Origin of the sequence: Roseateles oligotrophus (assembly GCF_014204525.1) — a bacterium.
In the GTDB taxonomy this organism is placed as follows: domain Bacteria; phylum Pseudomonadota; class Gammaproteobacteria; order Burkholderiales; family Burkholderiaceae_C; genus Paucibacter_A; species Paucibacter_A oligotrophus_A.
The window spans coordinates 54,743-72,479 of the sequence record NZ_JACHLP010000011.1 but is presented as its reverse complement, the minus strand read 5'-3'; the positions used below and the strand labels follow the sequence as shown (position 1 = coordinate 72,479).

General features: G+C 68.3%; 13 protein-coding genes and 1 tRNA gene. 6 read left to right on the top strand and 8 right to left on the bottom strand.

What is annotated here, in order from left to right:
• Window positions 1-18 precede the first annotated feature (18 nt).
• The gene (locus HNP55_RS21350; protein ID WP_184303999.1) at window positions 19-894 is read right to left on the bottom strand and encodes an NAD kinase; all 876 of its coding nucleotides are present in this window, start codon (window positions 892-894) and stop codon (window positions 19-21) included.
• A gap of 100 nt (window positions 895-994) precedes the next feature.
• On the opposite strand from HNP55_RS21350, the gene hrcA reads away from it, so the two are divergent.
• The 5 genes from hrcA (at window position 995) to HNP55_RS21325 (ending at window position 4,944) form a co-directional block, all read left to right on the top strand.
• Window positions 995-2,017, top strand: a complete 1,023-nt coding sequence (gene hrcA, locus HNP55_RS21345; protein WP_184303997.1) for a heat-inducible transcriptional repressor HrcA — start codon at window positions 995-997, stop codon at window positions 2,015-2,017.
• A gap of 116 nt (window positions 2,018-2,133) precedes the next feature.
• Window positions 2,134-2,210 (top strand) — tRNA-Ile (locus tag HNP55_RS21340).
• 306 nt (window positions 2,211-2,516) lie between these two features.
• On the top strand, window positions 2,517-3,602 hold the full coding sequence (locus HNP55_RS21335) for an HD-GYP domain-containing protein (RefSeq protein ID WP_184303996.1): 1,086 nt from the start codon (window positions 2,517-2,519) through the stop codon (window positions 3,600-3,602).
• Between the two features lie 51 nt (window positions 3,603-3,653).
• Complete coding sequence (locus HNP55_RS21330; RefSeq protein ID WP_184303994.1) at window positions 3,654-4,331, top strand: glutathione S-transferase family protein; 678 nt, start codon at window positions 3,654-3,656, stop codon at window positions 4,329-4,331.
• Window positions 4,332-4,368: 37 nt separating this feature from the next.
• Window positions 4,369-4,944 (top strand): GNAT family N-acetyltransferase, encoded by a 576-nt coding sequence (locus HNP55_RS21325; RefSeq protein WP_184303993.1) that lies wholly within the window; start codon window positions 4,369-4,371, stop codon window positions 4,942-4,944.
• On the opposite strand, the gene HNP55_RS21320 is transcribed toward HNP55_RS21325, so the two are convergent.
• The 7 genes from HNP55_RS21320 to HNP55_RS21290 form a co-directional block, all read right to left on the bottom strand.
• Entirely contained in the window at window positions 4,937-6,136 is a 1,200-nt protein-coding gene (locus HNP55_RS21320; RefSeq protein WP_184303992.1) for an acetate/propionate family kinase, read from the bottom strand. The two genes, HNP55_RS21325 and HNP55_RS21320, sit on opposite strands and share 8 nt — an antisense overlap.
• On the bottom strand, window positions 6,133-7,530 hold the full coding sequence (locus tag HNP55_RS21315) for a bifunctional enoyl-CoA hydratase/phosphate acetyltransferase (RefSeq protein ID WP_184303991.1): 1,398 nt from the start codon (window positions 7,528-7,530) through the stop codon (window positions 6,133-6,135). Before HNP55_RS21315 ends, HNP55_RS21320 begins: the two co-directional genes overlap by 4 nt.
• A gap of 40 nt (window positions 7,531-7,570) precedes the next feature.
• Window positions 7,571-10,687, bottom strand: a complete 3,117-nt coding sequence (locus HNP55_RS21310; RefSeq protein ID WP_184303990.1) for an efflux RND transporter permease subunit — start codon at window positions 10,685-10,687, stop codon at window positions 7,571-7,573.
• A complete protein-coding gene (locus HNP55_RS21305; RefSeq protein ID WP_184303989.1) occupies window positions 10,684-12,156 on the bottom strand; it encodes an efflux RND transporter periplasmic adaptor subunit in 1,473 nt (490 codons plus the stop codon). Before HNP55_RS21305 ends, HNP55_RS21310 begins: the two co-directional genes overlap by 4 nt.
• 15 nt (window positions 12,157-12,171) lie before the next feature.
• Window positions 12,172-13,458, bottom strand: a complete 1,287-nt coding sequence (locus HNP55_RS21300; protein WP_184303988.1) for a TolC family protein — start codon at window positions 13,456-13,458, stop codon at window positions 12,172-12,174.
• A 72-nt stretch (window positions 13,459-13,530) separates the two neighbouring features.
• A complete protein-coding gene (locus HNP55_RS21295) occupies window positions 13,531-13,968 on the bottom strand; it encodes a hypothetical protein (RefSeq protein WP_184303987.1) in 438 nt (145 codons plus the stop codon).
• A 49-nt stretch (window positions 13,969-14,017) separates the two neighbouring features.
• Entirely contained in the window at window positions 14,018-14,656 is a 639-nt protein-coding gene (locus HNP55_RS21290) for a YqiA/YcfP family alpha/beta fold hydrolase (protein ID WP_184303985.1), read from the bottom strand.
• 195 nt (window positions 14,657-14,851) lie between these two features.
• Between HNP55_RS21290 and HNP55_RS21285 the strand changes: the two genes are divergently transcribed.
• A complete protein-coding gene (locus HNP55_RS21285; protein WP_184303983.1) occupies window positions 14,852-17,647 on the top strand; it encodes a zinc-dependent metalloprotease in 2,796 nt (931 codons plus the stop codon).
• Window positions 17,648-17,737: the final 90 nt, after the last annotated feature.

The window sequence follows — 17,737 nt, the reverse complement described above, 5'->3', positions numbered from 1 at the left end:
GGCCTCGGATGTGGGAATTCAACTCACGCCTTCGTACCAGCGCAGCTTGCGGCGCAGGGTGGCGTAATAGCTCCAGCCCTTGGGGTGCAGAAAGCAGACCTGGTGGGTGGAGCGGCGCACGGTGATGCGGTCGCCGTGCAGCAGGCTGGCCAGGCTTTGCATATCGAAGTTCACGCTGGCGTCGCGGCCGGCCACGATCTCCATGCGCACCTCGCCGGTGTCCGGCAGCACGATGGGGCGGTTGGACAAGGTGTGCGATGCAATCGGCACCAGCAGCCAGCCGGCGATGGAGGGGTGGAGGATGGGCCCGCCGGCCGACAGCGCGTAGGCGGTGGAGCCGGTGGGGGAGGCGACGATGATGCCGTCCGCCCGCATATTGGCGACGAACTCGTCGCCCACATCGACCCGCAGCTCCACCATGCTGGCGGTGGCGCCGCGGCTCACCACCACATCGTTGAGGGCAAAACCTTCAAAAATGCTGCGCTCGTCGCGCCAGACGGCGCCTTCCAGCATGGGGCGTTTTTCGGTCTCGAAGTCGCCGCCGAGTATGGCCAGCAAGGCCTCTTGATAGCGTTCGATCGAGATGTCGGTGATGAAGCCCAGCCGGCCCTGGTTGATGCCCACGCAGGGCACGCCGTAACGGGCCATCTCGCGGGCAAAGCCCAGCATGGTGCCGTCGCCGCCGACCACGATGGCCAGATCGCAGCGCTGGCCCAGCTCCTCGTTGGACAGGGCGTCAAAGCTGGTGATGCCGGTGTTCAGCGCCGTGTCGCGTTCCAGCGAAACGTCCAGGCCCTGGCGCAGGACGAAATCGGCTATCTCCTCCAGGATGGGCCGGATGCCCCGAGCCTGATGCTTGCCCACGATTGCAACATGTTGGAAGGGTTTGGCCATGCGAAGAATTACACCACAGCACCATGGCGCTTCCCTGGGAAATGGGCGCTGAATTCCTGCCCCGCCGCTTGCTGCGCCTGGCTGTACTTACAATGGCGCCATGCTCGACGAGCGATCCAAATCCCTGCTGAAAACACTGGTTGAACGCTATATCGCGGATGGTCAGCCCGTGGGCTCGCGCACGCTCTCCAAGGCCTCGGGCCTGGAGCTCAGCCCCGCCACCATACGCAATGTGATGGCCGACCTGGAGGAGCTGGGCCTGATCGCCAGCCCCCACACCAGCGCCGGCCGCATCCCCACGGCGCGCGGCTACCGCCTGTTCGTCGACACCATGCTGACGGCCCAGCCCGCCTCCTTGCTGGGCGCCGACGCCCGGCCGCTGGACGCCCATCTGCAGCCCGACCAGCCCCAGCGCGTCATCGCCAGCGCGGCGGCCCTGCTGTCCAACCTCTCCAACTTCGTCGGTGTGGTGACGGCGCCGCGCAAGCCCAGCGTCTTCCACCACATCGAGTTCCTGCGTCTGGGCGAGCGGCGGGTGCTGGTCATCATGGTCTCGCCCGCCGGCGATGTGCAGAACCGCGTCATCTTCACCGCGCAGGACCTGAGCCAGGCCGAGCTGGCCGAGGCCAGCAACCGCCTGAACGCCAGCTATGCCGGCCTGAGCCTGGAAGCGGTGCGCGAGCGGCTCAAGTCAGAGGTGGACGCCTTGCGCGGCGAGATCGCCGCGCTGATGAGCGCCGCCGTGCAGGCCGGCACCGAGGCCATGGCCGAGGAGCAGGAGCGGGTCGTCATCTCCGGTGAACGCAATCTCTTGACCGTGCAGGATTTCGGTAACGATATGGGCAGCCTGCGGCGCCTGTTCGATATGTTCGAGCAAAAGACCCAGCTGATGCGCTTGCTCGACGTCTCCAGCCGCGCCGAGGGCGTGCGCATTTATATCGGCGGCGAAAGCCAGGTCGTGCCCTTTGAAGAGCTGTCCATCGTCTCCTCGCCCTACGAGGTCGACGGCCAGATCGTCGGCACCCTGGGCGTCATCGGCCCCACCCGCATGGCCTACGAGCGCATGATCCAGATCGTCGACATCACCTCGCGGATGATCAGCCAGGCCTTGTCGCAGAAGTGAATGCGGGGGTAGCCGGCTTGGTGTTTTTCAAGGCCGTGCGAAAGTCTCGCTACAATCCGCGCCTTCCGGTGCAATGCCGGAACAACCCCAGGCCAAAAGCCATACGCAAGACCCGGGGGCCGTTAGCTCAGTTGGTTAGAGCAGAGGACTCATAATCCTTTGGTCGCAGGTTCAAGTCCTGCACGGCCTACCAAAATTTCTGCATCGCCCCCTTGGGCGGATGCGTCAGCCGCGCCATCGGCTTTGCCTTGCCTGCTCGTCACAGGGCCGCAATCCACACCTTGCAGAAGTAGACGCGCATTATCTAAGTTATGCGCCGATTCTTACGGCCGAATTTGCAGTATTACCCGAGTAGGCAGAAAGAACTGGCGTCTTGCCGCGGGCTGAGGTAGAAGGACCGCCTGTCGCGCCAAAATGGCTTGGCGGTTGGCGAGCTGATTTGCTGTCTCTGGCACCTTGGTGTGCGATCAGGAGGGCGAAGATGTGCGGAAACCTCTCGATGGATGAAGCGCCTGCGCAGGGGGCTGACTTCAATGTGCATCCGGTCGCGGATGCCGGCGCCGAGCCGCCGAGCCTGTGGCGAACCCGCAGCACAGCCGCCGCGGCGGCCTTGGTGCCCGTGGCGACGGCGGCCCGCCCGGTGCCCATGCGCGAGGAATTGCCCCAGGCTTGCTTGATTCGCGACCAGGCCTTGCAATGCCTGCAGCAGACGCTGGATGCTTTCAAGCAAGGCGATTTGATCGAGCTGGCTGGCTTGCGCGGCGTCATCGACTCGGTGCTGGCCTCGGTGCAGCGTCAGCCGGCGGCGCTGATCAATCTGGCGCGCATCAAGTCCGCGGGAGATTGCCATTATGCGCATGCGGTCTCGGTCGGCGTGCTGATGGTGGCTTTGGCCCACCATCTGGGCTGGGAGGAAGAGGCTTGCCGCGATTGCGGCCTGGCCGGCATGCTGCAGGATCTGGGCATGAGCGAGTTGCCGCCCGACTTGCTGGACCAGCACGCCCCGCTCAGCGCCAGCCAGTTCCGCCAGGTGCGCGAGCATGTGGGCCGCGGGCATGCGCTCTTGCTGCGCTCAGGCATGGAGGAGGGGCCTTGGATGCAGGCGGCCTTGCAGCATCATGAACGTTGCGATGGCAGTGGCTACCCGGCCGGCCTGCTGGCCGAGCAGATCGCGCCGGTGGCACGCATGGGCGCGATCTGCGATGTGTATGACGCCCTCACCTCGGAGCGTGCGCATCGCCCGGCCTGGACCCCCGTGCAGGCCATGGCCGCGATGGCGGCGGCCCGTGGGCAGTTTGACCGGGCCCTGCTGGCCGCCTTCATCAAGCTGGTGGGCGTCTACCCGGTGGGCACCATGGTGCGCCTGGCCTCGCAGCGCCTGGCCCTGGTGATCGAGTCGCGGGCGGAGGCGCCGCGCCAGCCCTTGTTGCAGCCCTTTTTTTCGCTGCGCACCGGATCCCGGACGCAGGAGGATCGCATCGATCTGATGCGGGAACCCAATGCGGAGAGGATTCTGCAGGTGGAGAACCCCAAGACCTGGGGCTTTCGGGATCTGGACGCGCTGTGGCTGGGGCGCGCGGCTTGAGTGGTGCCGTGGGCGCCTCCCCTGTGCCGCCGCCGGCCTCACAATGCCAGCATGAATTCCGCCCCACACTCCGAGCCGCCCGCCGCGCCCGGCCCACTGAAGATTCTGGGCAAGGCCTCGTCCATCAATGTGCGCAAGGTCTTGTGGCTGTGCGCCGAGCTGGGCCTGGTGTATCAGCACGAGGCCTGGGGCTCCGGCGAGCGGGATACCCAGCTGCCGGAGTTCCTGGCGCTCAACCCGAATGCCATGGTGCCGGTGCTGCTGGACGGCGATTTTGTGCTGTGGGAGTCCAATAGCATCTGCCGTTATCTGGCCGCCCGCCAGGGCCGCAGCGATCTGCTGCCCCACGAGCCCCAGGCGCGCGCCCGGGTGGAGCAGTGGATGGACTGGCAGGCCGGCGAGCTGAACAATGCCTGGCGCTATGCCTTTATGAGCCTGGTGCGCAAGAGCCCGGCCCATGCCGACCCGCAAACCCTGGCCGCCGGCATCCAGAACTGGAACCGCCATATGCAGATGCTGGAGCAGCAGCTGGGCCGCAGCACCGGGCACTTCGTCACCGGTGAGCATTTCACGCTGGCCGATATCGTGCTGGGCCTGTCCACCCATCGCTGGGCGATGGCGCCGATGGACGAGGCCTTGAGGCCGCAGCTGCCGCGTGTGCAGGCTTATTACCAGCGGCTCAGCGAGCGCCCGGGCTTTCTGGCCCATGGCCGCAACGGCCTGCCCTGAGGCGGCCGCGTTTTTTTGATTGCACACAAGGATTTCCATGCCGCCACCCAGCACCCATTCCTGCTCTGCCGTCAGCCTGGCCGCGCCGACCGCCGCCGATGCACAGGAGCTGCTGGGCTTTGAACTGGCCAATCGCGAGTTCTTTGAGTCCATGATCAATGCGCGCCCGGCCGGCTACTACTCCCTGGAGGGGGTGCGCGCTGCCATCGCCCAGGCCGAGCAGGACGCGCGCGAGGACCAGGGCTATCAATTCCTGCTGCGCGACGGCGAGCACCGCCTGGCGGGCCGCATCAACCTCAGCCATGTGCGGCGCGCGAACTTCCATGCAGCCTCCCTGGGCTATCGCATCGGGGCCGATTTTCAGGGCCGCGGCCTGGCCAAGGCGGCCATGCGCCTGGTCCTGGTCGAGGCCTTTACCCGCCTGGGCCTGGAGCGCCTGGACGCCACGGCCCGGCCCGAGAACATCGGCTCGCTGCGGGTGCTGCTGTCCGGCGGTTTCCGCCAGTTCGGCCACTCGCGCCGCAGCTTCGAGCTGGGCGGCGAGTGGTTTGATCTCCTGCACTTTGAGCGCCACGCCGCCGACTGGCGCATCGCCCAGGGCCAGCTCAGCTGAAGTGAAGCAAGGCGGCCGCCTGCGCCGCCGCCACGCTGCCTTCGTCGGTGGGCACGACCCAGACCTCGATGCTGCTGCCCGCCGCATGCAGCGGCCGGATGGCCTCGCCCAGGGCCGCGGCATTGGCCTCGGCGTCCAGGCGCAGGCCCAGAAAACCCAGGCCCGTGCAGAGATCGGCCCGCAAGACCGCATCGTGCTCGCCGATGCCGCCGGTGAAGGCCAGCACATCCAGCCCGCCCAGCACCGCGATCAGGCTGCCGGCCTCGCGCCGCAGGCGGTAGGCAAACAGGCGCAGAGCCTCTTGCGCGCGCGGCTCGCTGCTGGCGCGCAGGCGGCGCATATCGGCCGTCAGGCCCGAGACGCCCTTCAGCCCCGCGCGGCGATAGAGCAAGTCCTCCAGCCGCGCCGCATCCCAGCCCTGGTGCAGCAGGTGTAGCAGCAGGCCCGGGTCGACCGCGCCGCTGCGCGTGCCCATCATCAAGCCGTCCAGGGCCGAGAAGCCCATGCTGGTGGCGATGCTGCGGCCCGCCCGCGTGGCGCAGAGGCTGGCGCCATTGCCCAGATGGGCCAGCAGGGCGCGGGCACCGCTGGCGCGAGCGCGGGCCGAATGCTCGTGCAGGCGCTGGTTCAGATAGTCGTAGGACAGGCCGTGAAAACCGTAGCGCCGCACGCCCGCCAGGGCCGGCTCCTCGCTGGCCGGCGGCAGGGCGTAACGCTGTTCCTCGGCGGGCAGCTGGGCGTGGAAGGCGGTGTCGAAGCAGGCGATCTGGGGCAGGCCGGGCCAGGCCTGGGCAAAGCGCTGCAGGCCGTCCAGATTGTGCGGCTGGTGCAGCGGGGCCAGGGGCTCGAAGCGGCGTAGCCGGGCCAGGATCTGGGCGTCGACCCGGACCGGCCCGTCGAAGAGGCCGCCGCCATGCACGATGCGGTGGGCCACGGCCCGCAGATTTGGCGTGGCCGCCAGCAGCGTTTGCAGTGCCTGCAAGGCGGCGTCGAAAGGCGTTTGGCCCGCGCTCAGGGCTAGGGCCTGCTCGGCTTGGCCGGCCTGTTTGAGCCTGGGTGTGCCGCCCGGCTCCAGGCCCTCGAAGCTGCCGCTCAAGTGTGGGTGCCGGGCGCCCAGGGCGTAGAGGCCGAACTTGAGCGAAGAAGAGCCCGCGTTGACGGCCAGGATCTGGCCCTGCTCCCCGGCTTTCATACGCGGGGTGCGGCTTCTCTTTGCGCCATGTCCAGCGCGAGCACGGCGGCCAGCGCGGCCGAGGCCATGCGGCTGCTGGGCCCGTCGGCACGGCTGGTTAGCGCAATCGGCACTTTGGCGCCCAGCACCACGCCGCAGCTGGAGGCGCCGGCCATGTACTCCAGCAGCTTGGCCAGCATATTGCCGCTCTCCAGATCGGGCACGATCAGCGCATCGGCATCGCCGGCCACCGGCGAATCAATGCCTTTGATGCGGGCCGCCTGCAGGGAGATGGCGTTGTCAAAAGCCAGCGGGCCGTCCAGCACACCGCCCTTGATCTGGCCGCGCTGGGCCATCTTGCACAGGGCGGCGGCGTCCAGCGTGGAGGCGATTTTTTCCGTCACCGTTTCGACGGCGGAGAGCAGGGCGATCTTGGGCTGCGCCACACCCAGGGCCTGGGCCAGCTGGATGGTGTTGCGCACGATGTCGGCCTTGTCCTCCAGGCCGGGCGCGATATTGATGGCCGCGTCGCTCAGCAGCAGGGGCTTGGGGTAGCTGGGGATGTCGAAGCGGAACACATGCGAGACGCGCCGCCCGGTGCGCAGGGCGGGCTCTTGCAGCAGGGCCCGCATCAGCTCGTCGGTATGCAGGCTGCCTTTCATCAGCATGCGGGCCTCGCCCGCCACGGCCAGGGCCACGGCGCGGGCGGCGGCCGCATGGCTGTGCGGCACGGCCTCGATGCGGCAGGCGCTCAGGTCCAGGCCATGCTGCTGTTCAAGCGCGCGCAGCCTGGCCTCGGGGCCGACCAGAATCGGCGCGATCAGGCCGCGCCGCGCGGCTTCCAGCGCGCCCTCCAGCGACTCGATATCGCAGGGGTGGACCACCGCGCAGGGCAGGGCCGCGCCCAGCTGGAGGCTGCCGACCCAAGCCTCCAGGCGGGCGCGCGGGTTGAAGAGCTGCAGCTCCGGCAGCTCGGGCCGCGGCCGGCTGATCTTGTGCCTGGGCGCCAGCACGGTGGCCAGGCCGCTGATGACGCGCTCGCCTTTTTGATTGAGGGCCTGGCAGTCCAGCTTGACGATGCCGGAGGCGGCCTGCTTCTCGCTCACCGTCAGCACGATGCTGAGGGTGTCGCCGAGATGCACCGGTCTGTGGAAGCTCAGCGTTTGCTCCAGATAAATGGTGCCGGGGCCGGGGAACTCATTGCCCAGCACCGAGCTGATCAGGGCGCCGCCCCACATGCCGTGGGCGATCACGCCGTGAAAGCGGGTGCTCTCGGCGTACTCGGCATCCAGATGCGCCGGGTTGAGGTCGCCCGAGACGGCGGCAAAGGCCTGGATGTCGGCCAGGCTGAGGCTGCGCACCAGGCTGGCCGTCTGGCCCACAGCGAGTTCGTCAAAAGTGATGTTCTGCATCATCGGGATTCTCGTTATTTCGGGCTTTGTTTGCGGGTCCATTTCAGCGCCTGCGCATCATCAGAAACACCGCCGGCACGACAAACAGCGACAGCAGCGGCGCCGTCACCATGCCGCCCAGCATAGGTGCGGCAATGCGGCTCATCAGCTCCGAGCCGCTGCCGCTGCCCCAGACGATGGGCAGCAGGCCGGCCAGGATCACCGCCACCGTCATCGCCTTGGGCCGCACGCGCTGCACCGCGCCCTCGCGGATGGCGTCCAGCAGCTGCTGCGCTGTCGGCAGCGCGCCGTCCGGGCAGCGTTCGGCCAGGGCGTGTTTCAGGTAGATCAGCATCACGACGCCGAATTCGGCCGCCACGCCGGCCAGGGCGATGAAGCCCACGCCGGTGGCGATCGAGAGCTTGTAGCCCAGCAGATACAGGAACCAGGCGCCGCCGGTCAGCGCGAAGGGCAGCGTGGCCATGATCAGCAAGGCCTCGTCCAGCCTGGAGAAGGTCAGGTAGAGCAGCAGAAAAATGATCATCAAGGTGGCCGGCACGACCAGCTTCAGCCGGGTGTTGGCCCGCTCCAGGTACTCGAACTGGCCCGAGTAGGCGAGGCTCACCCCGGGCTCCAGCTTGAGCTGGCTGGCCACGGCGGCGCGCAGATCCTGGGCCACCGAGGCCAGGTCCCGCCCTCGCACGTCGACGTAGACCCAGCCCGAGGGGCGCGCGTTCTCGCTCTTGAGCATGGGCGGCCCCTCGCTGATCGCAACACTCGCCACCGTGCCCAGCGTGATCTGCTGGCCCATCGCTGTGGCGATCGGCAACTGCACCAGCTTTTCGGGCGAGTCGCGCCACTCGCGCGGGTAGCGCAGGCTGACGGGGAAGCGGGCCAGGCCCTCCACCGTCTCCGACACGTTCTCGCCGCCGATGGCGCCGGCCACGATGGCCTGGATGTCGGCCACATTGAGGCCATAGCGGCCCGCCGCCTGGCGATCGATCTTGACGTCGATGTAGCGGCCGCCCGTCAATCGCTCGGCCAGCGCCGAGCTGACGCCCGGCACACTCTTGGCGACCTGCTCGACCTGGGCGGCGATGCGGTCTATCACCCGCAGATCGCTGCCGCTCACCTTCACGCCTATGGGGCTCTTGATGCCGGTGGCCAGCATGTCGAGGCGGTTGCGTATCGGTGGAATCCAGATATTGGACAGCCCCGGGATCTTGACCGCGCGATCCAGCTCCTCGATCAGGCGCTCCGCTGTCATGCCGGGCCGCCATTGCTCGCGGGGTTTGAGTTTGACCGTGGTCTCGAACATCTCCAGCGGCGCCGGGTCGGTCGCCGTCTCGGCGCGGCCGGCCTTGCCAAAGACGCGCTCCACCTCCGGCACGGTCTTGATCATGCGGTTGCTGATCTGCAGCAGCTCGCTCGCCCGCTGCGCCGATAGGCCCGGCAAGGCCGAGGGCATGTAGAGCAGATCGCCCTCGTCGAGCTGGGGCAGAAATTCACCCCCCAGCCGGGCCAGCGGCCACAGCGTCGTGGCCAGGGCCGCCAGCGCGATCAGCAGCGTGGCCTTGGGCCAGCGCAGCACCCATTCCAGGCTGGGCCGATAGACGGCGATCAGCGCCCGTGTGATCGGGTTCTGCTGCTCGTCGGGAATGCGGCCGCGTATCCAGTAACCCATCAGCACCGGAATCAAGGTGACCGACAGGCCGGCGGCCGCCGCCATGGCATAGGTCTTGGTCAAGGCCAGCGGGCCGAACAGCCGCCCCTCCTGCGCCTCCAGCGTGAACACCGGCACAAAGGACAAGGTGATGATCAGCAGCGAGAAGAACAGCGCCGGCCCGACTTCCTCGGCCGCCTGCGTGATGACCTCCCAGCGCTGCTGGCCCTGCAGCGCCTGAGCCGGGTGGGCGTGCTGCCAGGCCTCCAGCTTTTTGTGCGCGTTCTCGATCATCACGACGGCCGCATCCACCATCGCGCCGACGGCGATCGCGATGCCGCCCAGCGACATGATGTTGGCGTTGATGCCCTGGTAGTGCATCACCAGAAAGGCCGTCATCACGCCCAGCGGCAGCGCGATGATGGCCACCAGGGCGGAGCGCAGATGCCACAGAAAGAGGGCGCAGACCACGGCCACGACCAGGAACTCCTCGATCAGCTTATTCCTCAGGTTATGGATCGCGCGCTCGATCAGGGCGCTGCGGTCATAGGTCGTGACGATCTCGACGCCCTTGGGCAGGCTGCTCTGCAGCTCGGCCAGCTTGGCCTTCACGGCGGCAATCGTTGCCTGGGCGTTCTTGCCCGAACGCAGCAGCACGACGCCGCCGGCCACCTCACCCTCGCCGTCCAGCTCGGCAATGCCCCGGCGCATCTCGGGCCCGATCTGCACGGTGGCGATATCGCCCAGGCGAACCGGAACATTGCCGCGCGCGATCAGGGGGATGGCCCGAAAGTCATCCAGCGTCTGCAGGTAGCCGCCCGCACGCACCATATATTCCGCGCCGGCCAACTCCAGCACCGAGCCGCCGCGCTCCTGGTTGGCGCCCAGCAAGGCCTCACGCACCTGGCCCTGGTGCAGGCCAAAGGCCGCCAGCTTGAGGGGATCGAGCAGGACCTGATACTGCTTGACCATGCCGCCGACCGAGGCCACCTCGGCCACATTGGGCAGGCTTTTGAGCTCGAACTTGAGGAACCAGTCCTGCAGCGCGCGCAGCTGGGCCAGGTCGTTCTTGCCGCTCCGGTCCACCAGCGCGTACTGGAAGATCCAGCCCACGCCCGTGGCATCGGGCCCCAGCGCCGGTTTGGCGCTGGCGGGCAGGCGGCCCTGCACCTGGTTCAGAGACTCCAGCACCCGCGAGCGCGCCCAGTACAGGTCCGTGCCATCGTCGAACAGCACGTAGACGAAGGAGTCGCCGAAGAAGGAGAAGCCGCGCACGGTCTTGGCGCCCGGCACCGACAACATCGTCGTGGCCAGCGGATAAGTGACCTGGTTCTCGACGATCTGGGGCGCCTGCCCTGGATAGCTGGTGCGGATGATGACCTGCACGTCGGACAGGTCGGGCAAGGCGTCCACCGGCGTGTTGCGCAAGGCCCAGCCGCCCCAGGCAGTCAGCATCAAGGTCACCAGCAGCACCAGAAAGCGGTGGCCGACCGACCATCGAATCAGGCGGGCGATCATGGCGACACCCCCTCGACGGCGGTGATCACATAGTCGTCCCCCCGCTGGATGAAGGCGACGCGCACCGGCTGCCCGGGCTTGAAGCCCGCCGCCAGCCTCGGCTTCGCCAGCTTGAACCCCATGGTCATGGGCGGCCATTGCAGCGCCGGCACGGCCTCATGCGCCAGCGTCATCTCGGTGGCCGACAGCGCCTCGATGAGGCCACGGACCGTGAACGAGGCCACGGCCGCGCTGGCGGGAGCGGAAGCGGCCGGTATGGCGGCGACGCTCTGCTGCGGTAACACCCCCTGCAGGCTGGCCTCCGAGTCGATCAGGAACTGGGCCGAGGCCACCACCTGCTGGCCGGCGTTCAGCCCGCGCAGCAGCACCAGCTTATCGCCGATCTCGGCGCCGAGCTGGACGTCCACCGGGCGGAATCGCCCCGGCCCCTCGACGAGATAGACGAGGGCACGCTTGCCGGTCCGGATCACCGCCTCGCTGGGCAGCAGCAACGCGCTCTGCTCGCGGCCGGCCAGGCGCACCTGCCCCGACATACCCGGCTTGAAACGCAAGCCCGGGTTCGCCAGTTCCAGCCTAACCCGCAGGGTACGCGTCTCCGGGCTGGCCTCGGGCAGGACGGCGATGACACGGGCCTTGAACACTTCCGCAGGAAAGGCGGCCAGCCGCAGCTCGGCCATCTGGCCTTGCTGCAGCAGGCCGCTTTGCGTCTCGGGGAGCGCGGCATCGACCCATACCGAAGCCAGGCCATTGATGCGCGCCAAGCTCATGCCAGCCGACACCGTCATGCCCTGACGCACCATCAGCTCGGCCACCAGGCCGCCACCAGGCAGGGTCACCGTGTAGCGGCCCTGCGGCAGGCCGGAACTCTCGACCTGCGCGACCAGGGCCTCGGGCATGCCCAGCAGCAAGAGCCGCTGGCGTGCCGCCTGGGTCAGCGTCGCGTCCTGCAAGGCCTTGACGGCCAGGAACTCGCCTTGGGCCGACACCCATTCCGGCAGCAGCAGATCCACCAGCGGGCTGCCCGCCGCGAGCACATCGCCCGGCGCGCGTGCATAGACCCGCTCGACAAAGCCGGCACTGCGGGCCTGCACCAGGCTCACCTCACGCTCATTGAGCAGCACCGTGCCGACCACGTCGACGCTGGCGGCAATGGTCTTCTGCTCGACGCTGGCGCTGCGCAAGCCCAGGGACTGGATCGCCTGGGGCGACACGCTCACGCCGGCCGCGTCCGTACTGCCACCCTCATCGGCATACTTGGGCAGCAAAGCCATGTCCATGAAGGGGGACTTGCCCGGCTTCTCGAACTTCTGCGTCGGCACCATGGGGTCGTACCAATACAGCACCTTCCGTTCGACCGAGGCGGCCGCCTGGGCCGACGTGGGGGCGGCCTGCCACCGTGCCACGCCCCAGCCCATGGCGATGCCGGCGGCGATCAAGCTCAGCCCGGCGAGGAGTTTCTTCGTGTTCATCGTCGTCTTCTCCGCTCAATCGGCAATCAGGCTGTTCAGCCGCACCCGCAGGCCGTCCCGCTGGGCTTGCAGCTCGATCAGGCGCAGACGGGCCTCCAGCACCTGGGCGCGGGCCGCCAGCACCGAAGCCAGCTCGGCCTTGCCGGACTGGTAGCGGCTCAGGGCCAGGGCCGAGCGTTCGACGGCCAGGGTCATGCCGTCGGATTGCAGGCGCTCGATCTGCCGCTCCAGGCTCTGCAGTTCGAGCACGCTTTCTTCAAGTGCCTGCAGATGCCGCCGGCTGGCCTCCTCCTGCTCGGCCTCGACGCGCTGCGACTCCAGCTGCTTGGCGCGGATCAACGGCCCCTGGCGCTGCCCCTGCTGCCAGGGCAGATCGAAGCTGAGCTGGAAGGACAGCATGTCACCCCATTGGCGGCCGCGGCGGCTGTAGGCCAGCTCCCAGGACCAGTCGCCGCGCGACTCGGCCTGGGCCTCGCGCAGCTCGGCGGCCGCCACCTCGCGCAGCGCCGGATAAAGCGCCAGCTCCGCGTGGCGCTGCAGCTCGGCACGCAGCTGCTCGATCGGGATCGCCAAGGGCGGCGGCGCATCGTCCAGCGCCTCGTCGGCCCGTGTGCCCAGCCAGCGCCGCAGGGCCGTCCGGGCCTTGCGGGTGTCGCGTTGCAACTCATCGCGCCGGTCCAGCAGGGCCAGGTTTTCCTGGCGGGCCGCCAGCACGTCAGCGGCCTGTGCGCTGCCTCCGGCAACACGGGCCGGGAGGCTGTCCTGCAGGCGCTGGTTCTCCGCCAGCAGCGCGTCGAGCAGGGCCTGACGCCGCTCGGCCGACTGCGCAGCAACCCAGGCCTGGCCCAGAGCCTGCCTGATCTGCAGCCGCTGCAGCGCGAGCCCGGCGCGCTCCCGCTCGGAGCGGGCCTGGGCCAGCTGCACGCGCGCTTCCCGCTTGGCCTGGTTGGGCACTTCCTGCATCAGGGCCAGGCGCTGCATGGTCATGAAGTCCCGCGTGAGACTCCAGCGGTCCATGCCGCCGATGGGCAAGTTCTCCAGGCCGATCGACAGCTTGGGATCAGGCAAGGCCGCTGCGGCGCCATGGGCCGCACCCGCCGCTTCGAGCTGCAAGTGCTGGGCTGTCAGGCCGGGGCTCTGCTGCTCGGCCAGAGCCAGCGCCTCCTGATAAGCCAGCGCCTGCGCTGAGCCGGGGCCCAGTCCTGTGGCCAGGGCGAGCACGCCGAGCAGGGGGAAATGGCGCGCGGCAAGGCGCGGCGCATGGGGGTGCGCCTTCGGCACACCGGGGGGGATAGTTTTCATGAGGGTCCTTGGAAAGACGGTGGGTGCGGCATGTCAGCCACTGCGGGAGTCGCAGCGGCTGCAGGCGGACCGTCAATTCCTAAGGACCTGAAGCGTCAGATAAAGCGCAGGGAAGCCGGGCGGCGAGGCCGACGCTGTGCTGGCCTCCCGCCGCTCCGCCAAGGCCGCGCCTTCGAAGGCCGCCGGCAGCACATAGGCCAGCCAGAGCAACTGCTCGGCCGGGGTGTGGAAATCAAGAGCCTGAGCCGAAGGTGCTGCTTGGCTGTCGGCGCTGCAATGGGCTAGACACAGCTGGGGCGAGGCCTCGTCCATGCCGCCTGGCATGGCCTGGCAGTCGGGCATGGCCGCCATCGCCGTGCCCGCCCCCAGCATGGCCACGGCCTGAGCCGGGCCGTCGAGCTTCGGGCAGGCATAGGCCGCCACCGCGAGCTGCATGAACAGCAAGGCCGCGACCAGCCCGCTGATGATCCAGCGGCCCCAGTGTCTGGCAACGCGTCTGGCGGAGTTCATGTCGACAGCCTATCTCAACTCAAGCAGTTCTAAAAAGCTTGGCGCCATTTCAGAGCCGCAGAAACCCGCAGAGCTTGGCCAGATAGTCGTCGAAGTCCGACAAGCCGTGGTCCGAGCCCTCCAGCAGATGGATGGGGCCCTGGGCGTAGCGGGCCTGCATCTCGCGCCAGTCCAGCACCTCGTCGCCCTTGGCGATCACGGCCAGCAGGCGCTCCGGCGCTTGCAAGTCGGCGGGCTTGAGCAAACGCAATTCGTCCACGTACTCGGCGCGGAAGAAGAAGCTCTCCGCCGGGTTCTGCCAGCAGCGGTGCTCGCCGATATAGCGGGCCAGATCGCGCGCCGGGTCCACGGCGGGGCTGAGCAAGACGGCGCGGCTGCGGGCCCAGGCCGGGGTTTGGCTCAGCGCGGTGGCGTAAAAGCCGCCCAGCGAGCTGCCCATCAGGACCCGGCCCTCGCCCTGCGGCCAGTCCCGCGTCAGGGCCGCCACCAAGGCCATCGCCTCGGTGGGCGAGGGCGGCAGCTGGGGGCAGAGGAACTGCAGGTCCGGGCGCTGTTCGCCCACCCAGCGGGCCATGCGTCGGGCCTTGGCCGAGCCGGGCGAGGAGCGAAAACCGTGCAGATAGAGCAGATGGCTGGCGCGAGCGGCCGGGGCCGCGGCGGGAGTGGGCTTGGGACGATCAGCGTTCATGGCGCCCAGTGTAGGCAGGCCCCGTGGCGCGCGGCCGGCCCCGATGCGATGGAGTGCAGAAAGCGGTGGGCGAACAACGAATTTACGCATTGACGCTGCCCGGGCGAAAGCGGACAGTTGCGGGCTTTGCAGCCAGGCTCGCCGCTTTTCACAGCAGGGGCCCGGCCCTTCACAAACAGTCCAAGGATGGTCTGCATGAATGTTTTTTCCTCTGATGCCAAGTCGGCCGGCGCGCGCCGCCTGCTGAGCCTGTCCGCCGTTGCGGCGGCCGTGACCCTGCTGAGCGCCTGTGCCGCCACGGGCACGGCGCCCGGTGCTGCCGCCTCTCCGTCCGCTGCCCCTGCCGCCACACCGGCGGCCGCGCCCGCCGCCAACGCGGCCGCCAAGCCCGCTGCCCCGGCCGGCCCCGCCGCTGCTGCCGCCGCCCCGCGCCCGCCCGCCGACCCGACGGCGCCCAAGCCCTTTGCCGACATCATCAAGGAAGCCAAGAGCCAGGACGGCCTCTTCCCGATCTGGCGCAAGGACGAAAAAGTCTGGCTGGAAATTCCCAAGGACAAGATCGGCAAGCCCTTTATGTTCACCGTCAACGTCGCTAACGGCGTGGGTGAGCGTGGCCTGTACGCCAGCCAGATGGGCATGGACCAGCTGGTGGAATGGCGCCGCATCGGCAACCAGATCCAGCTGGTGGCGCTGAATACGGCCTTCCGCGCCGAGGGCGGCGCCAAGCTGGCCGTCGAGCAAGCCTTCTCGCCCAGCCTGCTGGCCGCCGGCCCCGTGGCCAGCGCCGAGCACCCCGAGCGCAAGTCGGTGCTGATCGACGCCAGCATGTTCCTGGGCGATCTGCCCGGCCTGTCCACCCGCCTGGAGATGGTCTACCGCATCCCCTTCGGTCCGGACCGCGCCAACTCCTACTTCGAAGCCGCCCGTGCCGACGCCAAGCTCAGCACGCTGACGGCCCGCATGCACTACGCCACGCCGCGCATCCCCGCGCCGCCGCTGGTGGCCCCGCCGGTGCCCCTGCCCACGCCGCCGCAGGCAACACCTGACCCCCGCAGCATGTTCGTCAGCTTTGTCTACAGCTTCGCGGCCCTGCCCGAGCAGGCCATGAGCCCGCGCCTGACCGACCCGCGCCTGGGCCATTTCATGGAGACCTTCACCGATCTGGGCAAGGACGCCAAGCCCAACCCGCGCGTGCACTATGTGAAGCGCTGGCGCCTGGAGAAGGCCGACCCGGCCGCCGCGCTGTCGGAGCCGATGCAGCCCATCACCTACTGGATGGACAAGAACATTCCGCCCAAGTACCGCCCCGCCGTCGAGGCCGGCATCGTGGAGTGGAACAAGGCCTTCGAGAAGATAGGCTTCAAGAACGCCGTCGTCGCCAAGCAGCAGCCCGACGATGCCGATTGGGACAATATGGACGCCGGCCACGCCTCGGTGCGCTGGTTTGTCGGCGCCGATGTGGGCTTCGCCATCGGCCCCAGCCATGCCGACCCCCGCAGCGGTGAAATCCTCGACGCCGACATCGGCATGAGCGATATCTTTGTGCGCGGCGGCCGTGCCTTCATCAGCGAGGACGTGGGCCCCGGCATGAGCGCCGGCCTGCAGCAGACTCCGCTGAGCCTGGCGGCCAGGGCCGGCTCGCACGCCGGCCATGGCCATGGCGCCGAGGCCTATTGCAACTACGCCCAGGAAGCCGCCGCCGAGATGGACTTCGCCCTGGATGTGCTGGAAGCGCGCGGCGAGATCGCCCCCGACAGCCCCGAGGCCGATGCCTTCATCTTTGCCCGCATCAAGGATGTGATCATGCATGAGGTGGGCCACACCCTGGGCCTGAAGCACAACTTCAAGGCCTCGACCACCGTCAGCCAGGCGCAGCTGAAGGACAAGGCCTATACCGAAGCCCATGGCATCTCGGGTTCGGTGATGGACTACAACGCCTACAACATCGCCGCCCAGGGCGAGGCGCCCACCACGCTGAACAACACCCAGCTGGGCGCTTACGACTACTGGGCCATCGAGTACGCCTACAAGCCCATCACCGCGGGCAATGAGGCGGCCGAGCTGGCCAAGATCGCCGCGCGCAGCACCGAGCCGGCCCTGGCCTATGCGGACGACGGCGATGCCGGTGGCTTTGGCCCTTACGACGGCATGGACCCGCTGGCCAACCGCTTCGATCTGGGCGACGACCCGCTGGCTTATTACAAGAAGCGCCTGAAGCTATCCAAGGAGCTGTGGGCCCGCGTGCAGGACCGCAAGCCCGAGGCTGGTGAAGACCCGCTGCGCCAGCGCCGCTCCATCGTCAGCGGCTTCAACCAGCTGTTCCGCTCGGCCGAGCTGGTGGGCAAATACGTCGGCGGCATGCATGCCTTGCGTGATCTGCCCGGATCGACCGGCCGCGCCAGCTTCAAGCCGGTGGAGCCCGCCAAGCAACGCGAAGCCCTGCAGTTCCTGGCCGCCGGCCTGTTCAGTGCGGACAGCTTCAAGTTCCGCCCCGAGTTCCTGTCCACCCTGACCATCGACTACAACGAGTGGGACCGTGGCGGCCCGCTGAACGTGCCGGCCGCCGTGGCCCGCGTGCAGCTGGTGGCGCTGGATCGCCTGCTGAGCGGCAATACCGCGATGCGTCTGCTGGACCTGCCCTCCTATGTGCCGGAGCAGCAGCGCAAGGGCCTGATCTCGCTGAACGAGGTCTATGCCACGCTGAACGCCTCGATCTGGAGCGAGCTCAAGAACGGCAGCGAGATCGACCGCCTGCGCCGCAATCTGCAGCGCGAGCATCTGAAGCGCCTGCAGTCCGTGCTGACCAAGAGCGGCGGCCCCGGCGTGCTGGCCGATGCCTACTCGCTGGCCCGTCTGCATGCGGTGCAGCTGCAAGCCGATCTGAAGAACGCCCTGGCCAAGGGCGGCCATTCGGTCGAGACCCGTGCCCATCTGGCCGAGAGCCTGGACACCTTGTCCACGGTGCTGCGCGCCAATATGCAGCGCGTCTGATTTGTTGAAAGATCGCTGAGAACCAAGGCCGGTGCGCAAGCCCCGGCCTTTTTTATTTCATGGCATCGAGCCCGCCTGCAAGTCGGTTTT

Coding starts and splice junctions, on each gene's coding strand:
- HNP55_RS21350 (WP_184303999.1), bottom strand. CDS start 894: ATGGCCAAACCCTTCCAACATGTTGCAATCGTGGGCAAGCATCAGGCT.
- hrcA (WP_184303997.1), top strand. CDS start 995: ATGCTCGACGAGCGATCCAAATCCCTGCTGAAAACACTGGTTGAACGC.
- HNP55_RS21335 (WP_184303996.1), top strand. CDS start 2,517: ATGGATGAAGCGCCTGCGCAGGGGGCTGACTTCAATGTGCATCCGGTC.
- HNP55_RS21330 (WP_184303994.1), top strand. CDS start 3,654: ATGAATTCCGCCCCACACTCCGAGCCGCCCGCCGCGCCCGGCCCACTG.
- HNP55_RS21325 (WP_184303993.1), top strand. CDS start 4,369: ATGCCGCCACCCAGCACCCATTCCTGCTCTGCCGTCAGCCTGGCCGCG.
- HNP55_RS21320 (WP_184303992.1), bottom strand. CDS start 6,136: ATGAAAGCCGGGGAGCAGGGCCAGATCCTGGCCGTCAACGCGGGCTCT.
- HNP55_RS21315 (WP_184303991.1), bottom strand. CDS start 7,530: ATGATGCAGAACATCACTTTTGACGAACTCGCTGTGGGCCAGACGGCC.
- HNP55_RS21310 (WP_184303990.1), bottom strand. CDS start 10,687: ATGATCGCCCGCCTGATTCGATGGTCGGTCGGCCACCGCTTTCTGGTG.
- HNP55_RS21305 (WP_184303989.1), bottom strand. CDS start 12,156: ATGAACACGAAGAAACTCCTCGCCGGGCTGAGCTTGATCGCCGCCGGC.
- HNP55_RS21300 (WP_184303988.1), bottom strand. CDS start 13,458: ATGAAAACTATCCCCCCCGGTGTGCCGAAGGCGCACCCCCATGCGCCG.
- HNP55_RS21295 (WP_184303987.1), bottom strand. CDS start 13,968: ATGAACTCCGCCAGACGCGTTGCCAGACACTGGGGCCGCTGGATCATC.
- HNP55_RS21290 (WP_184303985.1), bottom strand. CDS start 14,656: ATGAACGCTGATCGTCCCAAGCCCACTCCCGCCGCGGCCCCGGCCGCT.
- HNP55_RS21285 (WP_184303983.1), top strand. CDS start 14,852: ATGAATGTTTTTTCCTCTGATGCCAAGTCGGCCGGCGCGCGCCGCCTG.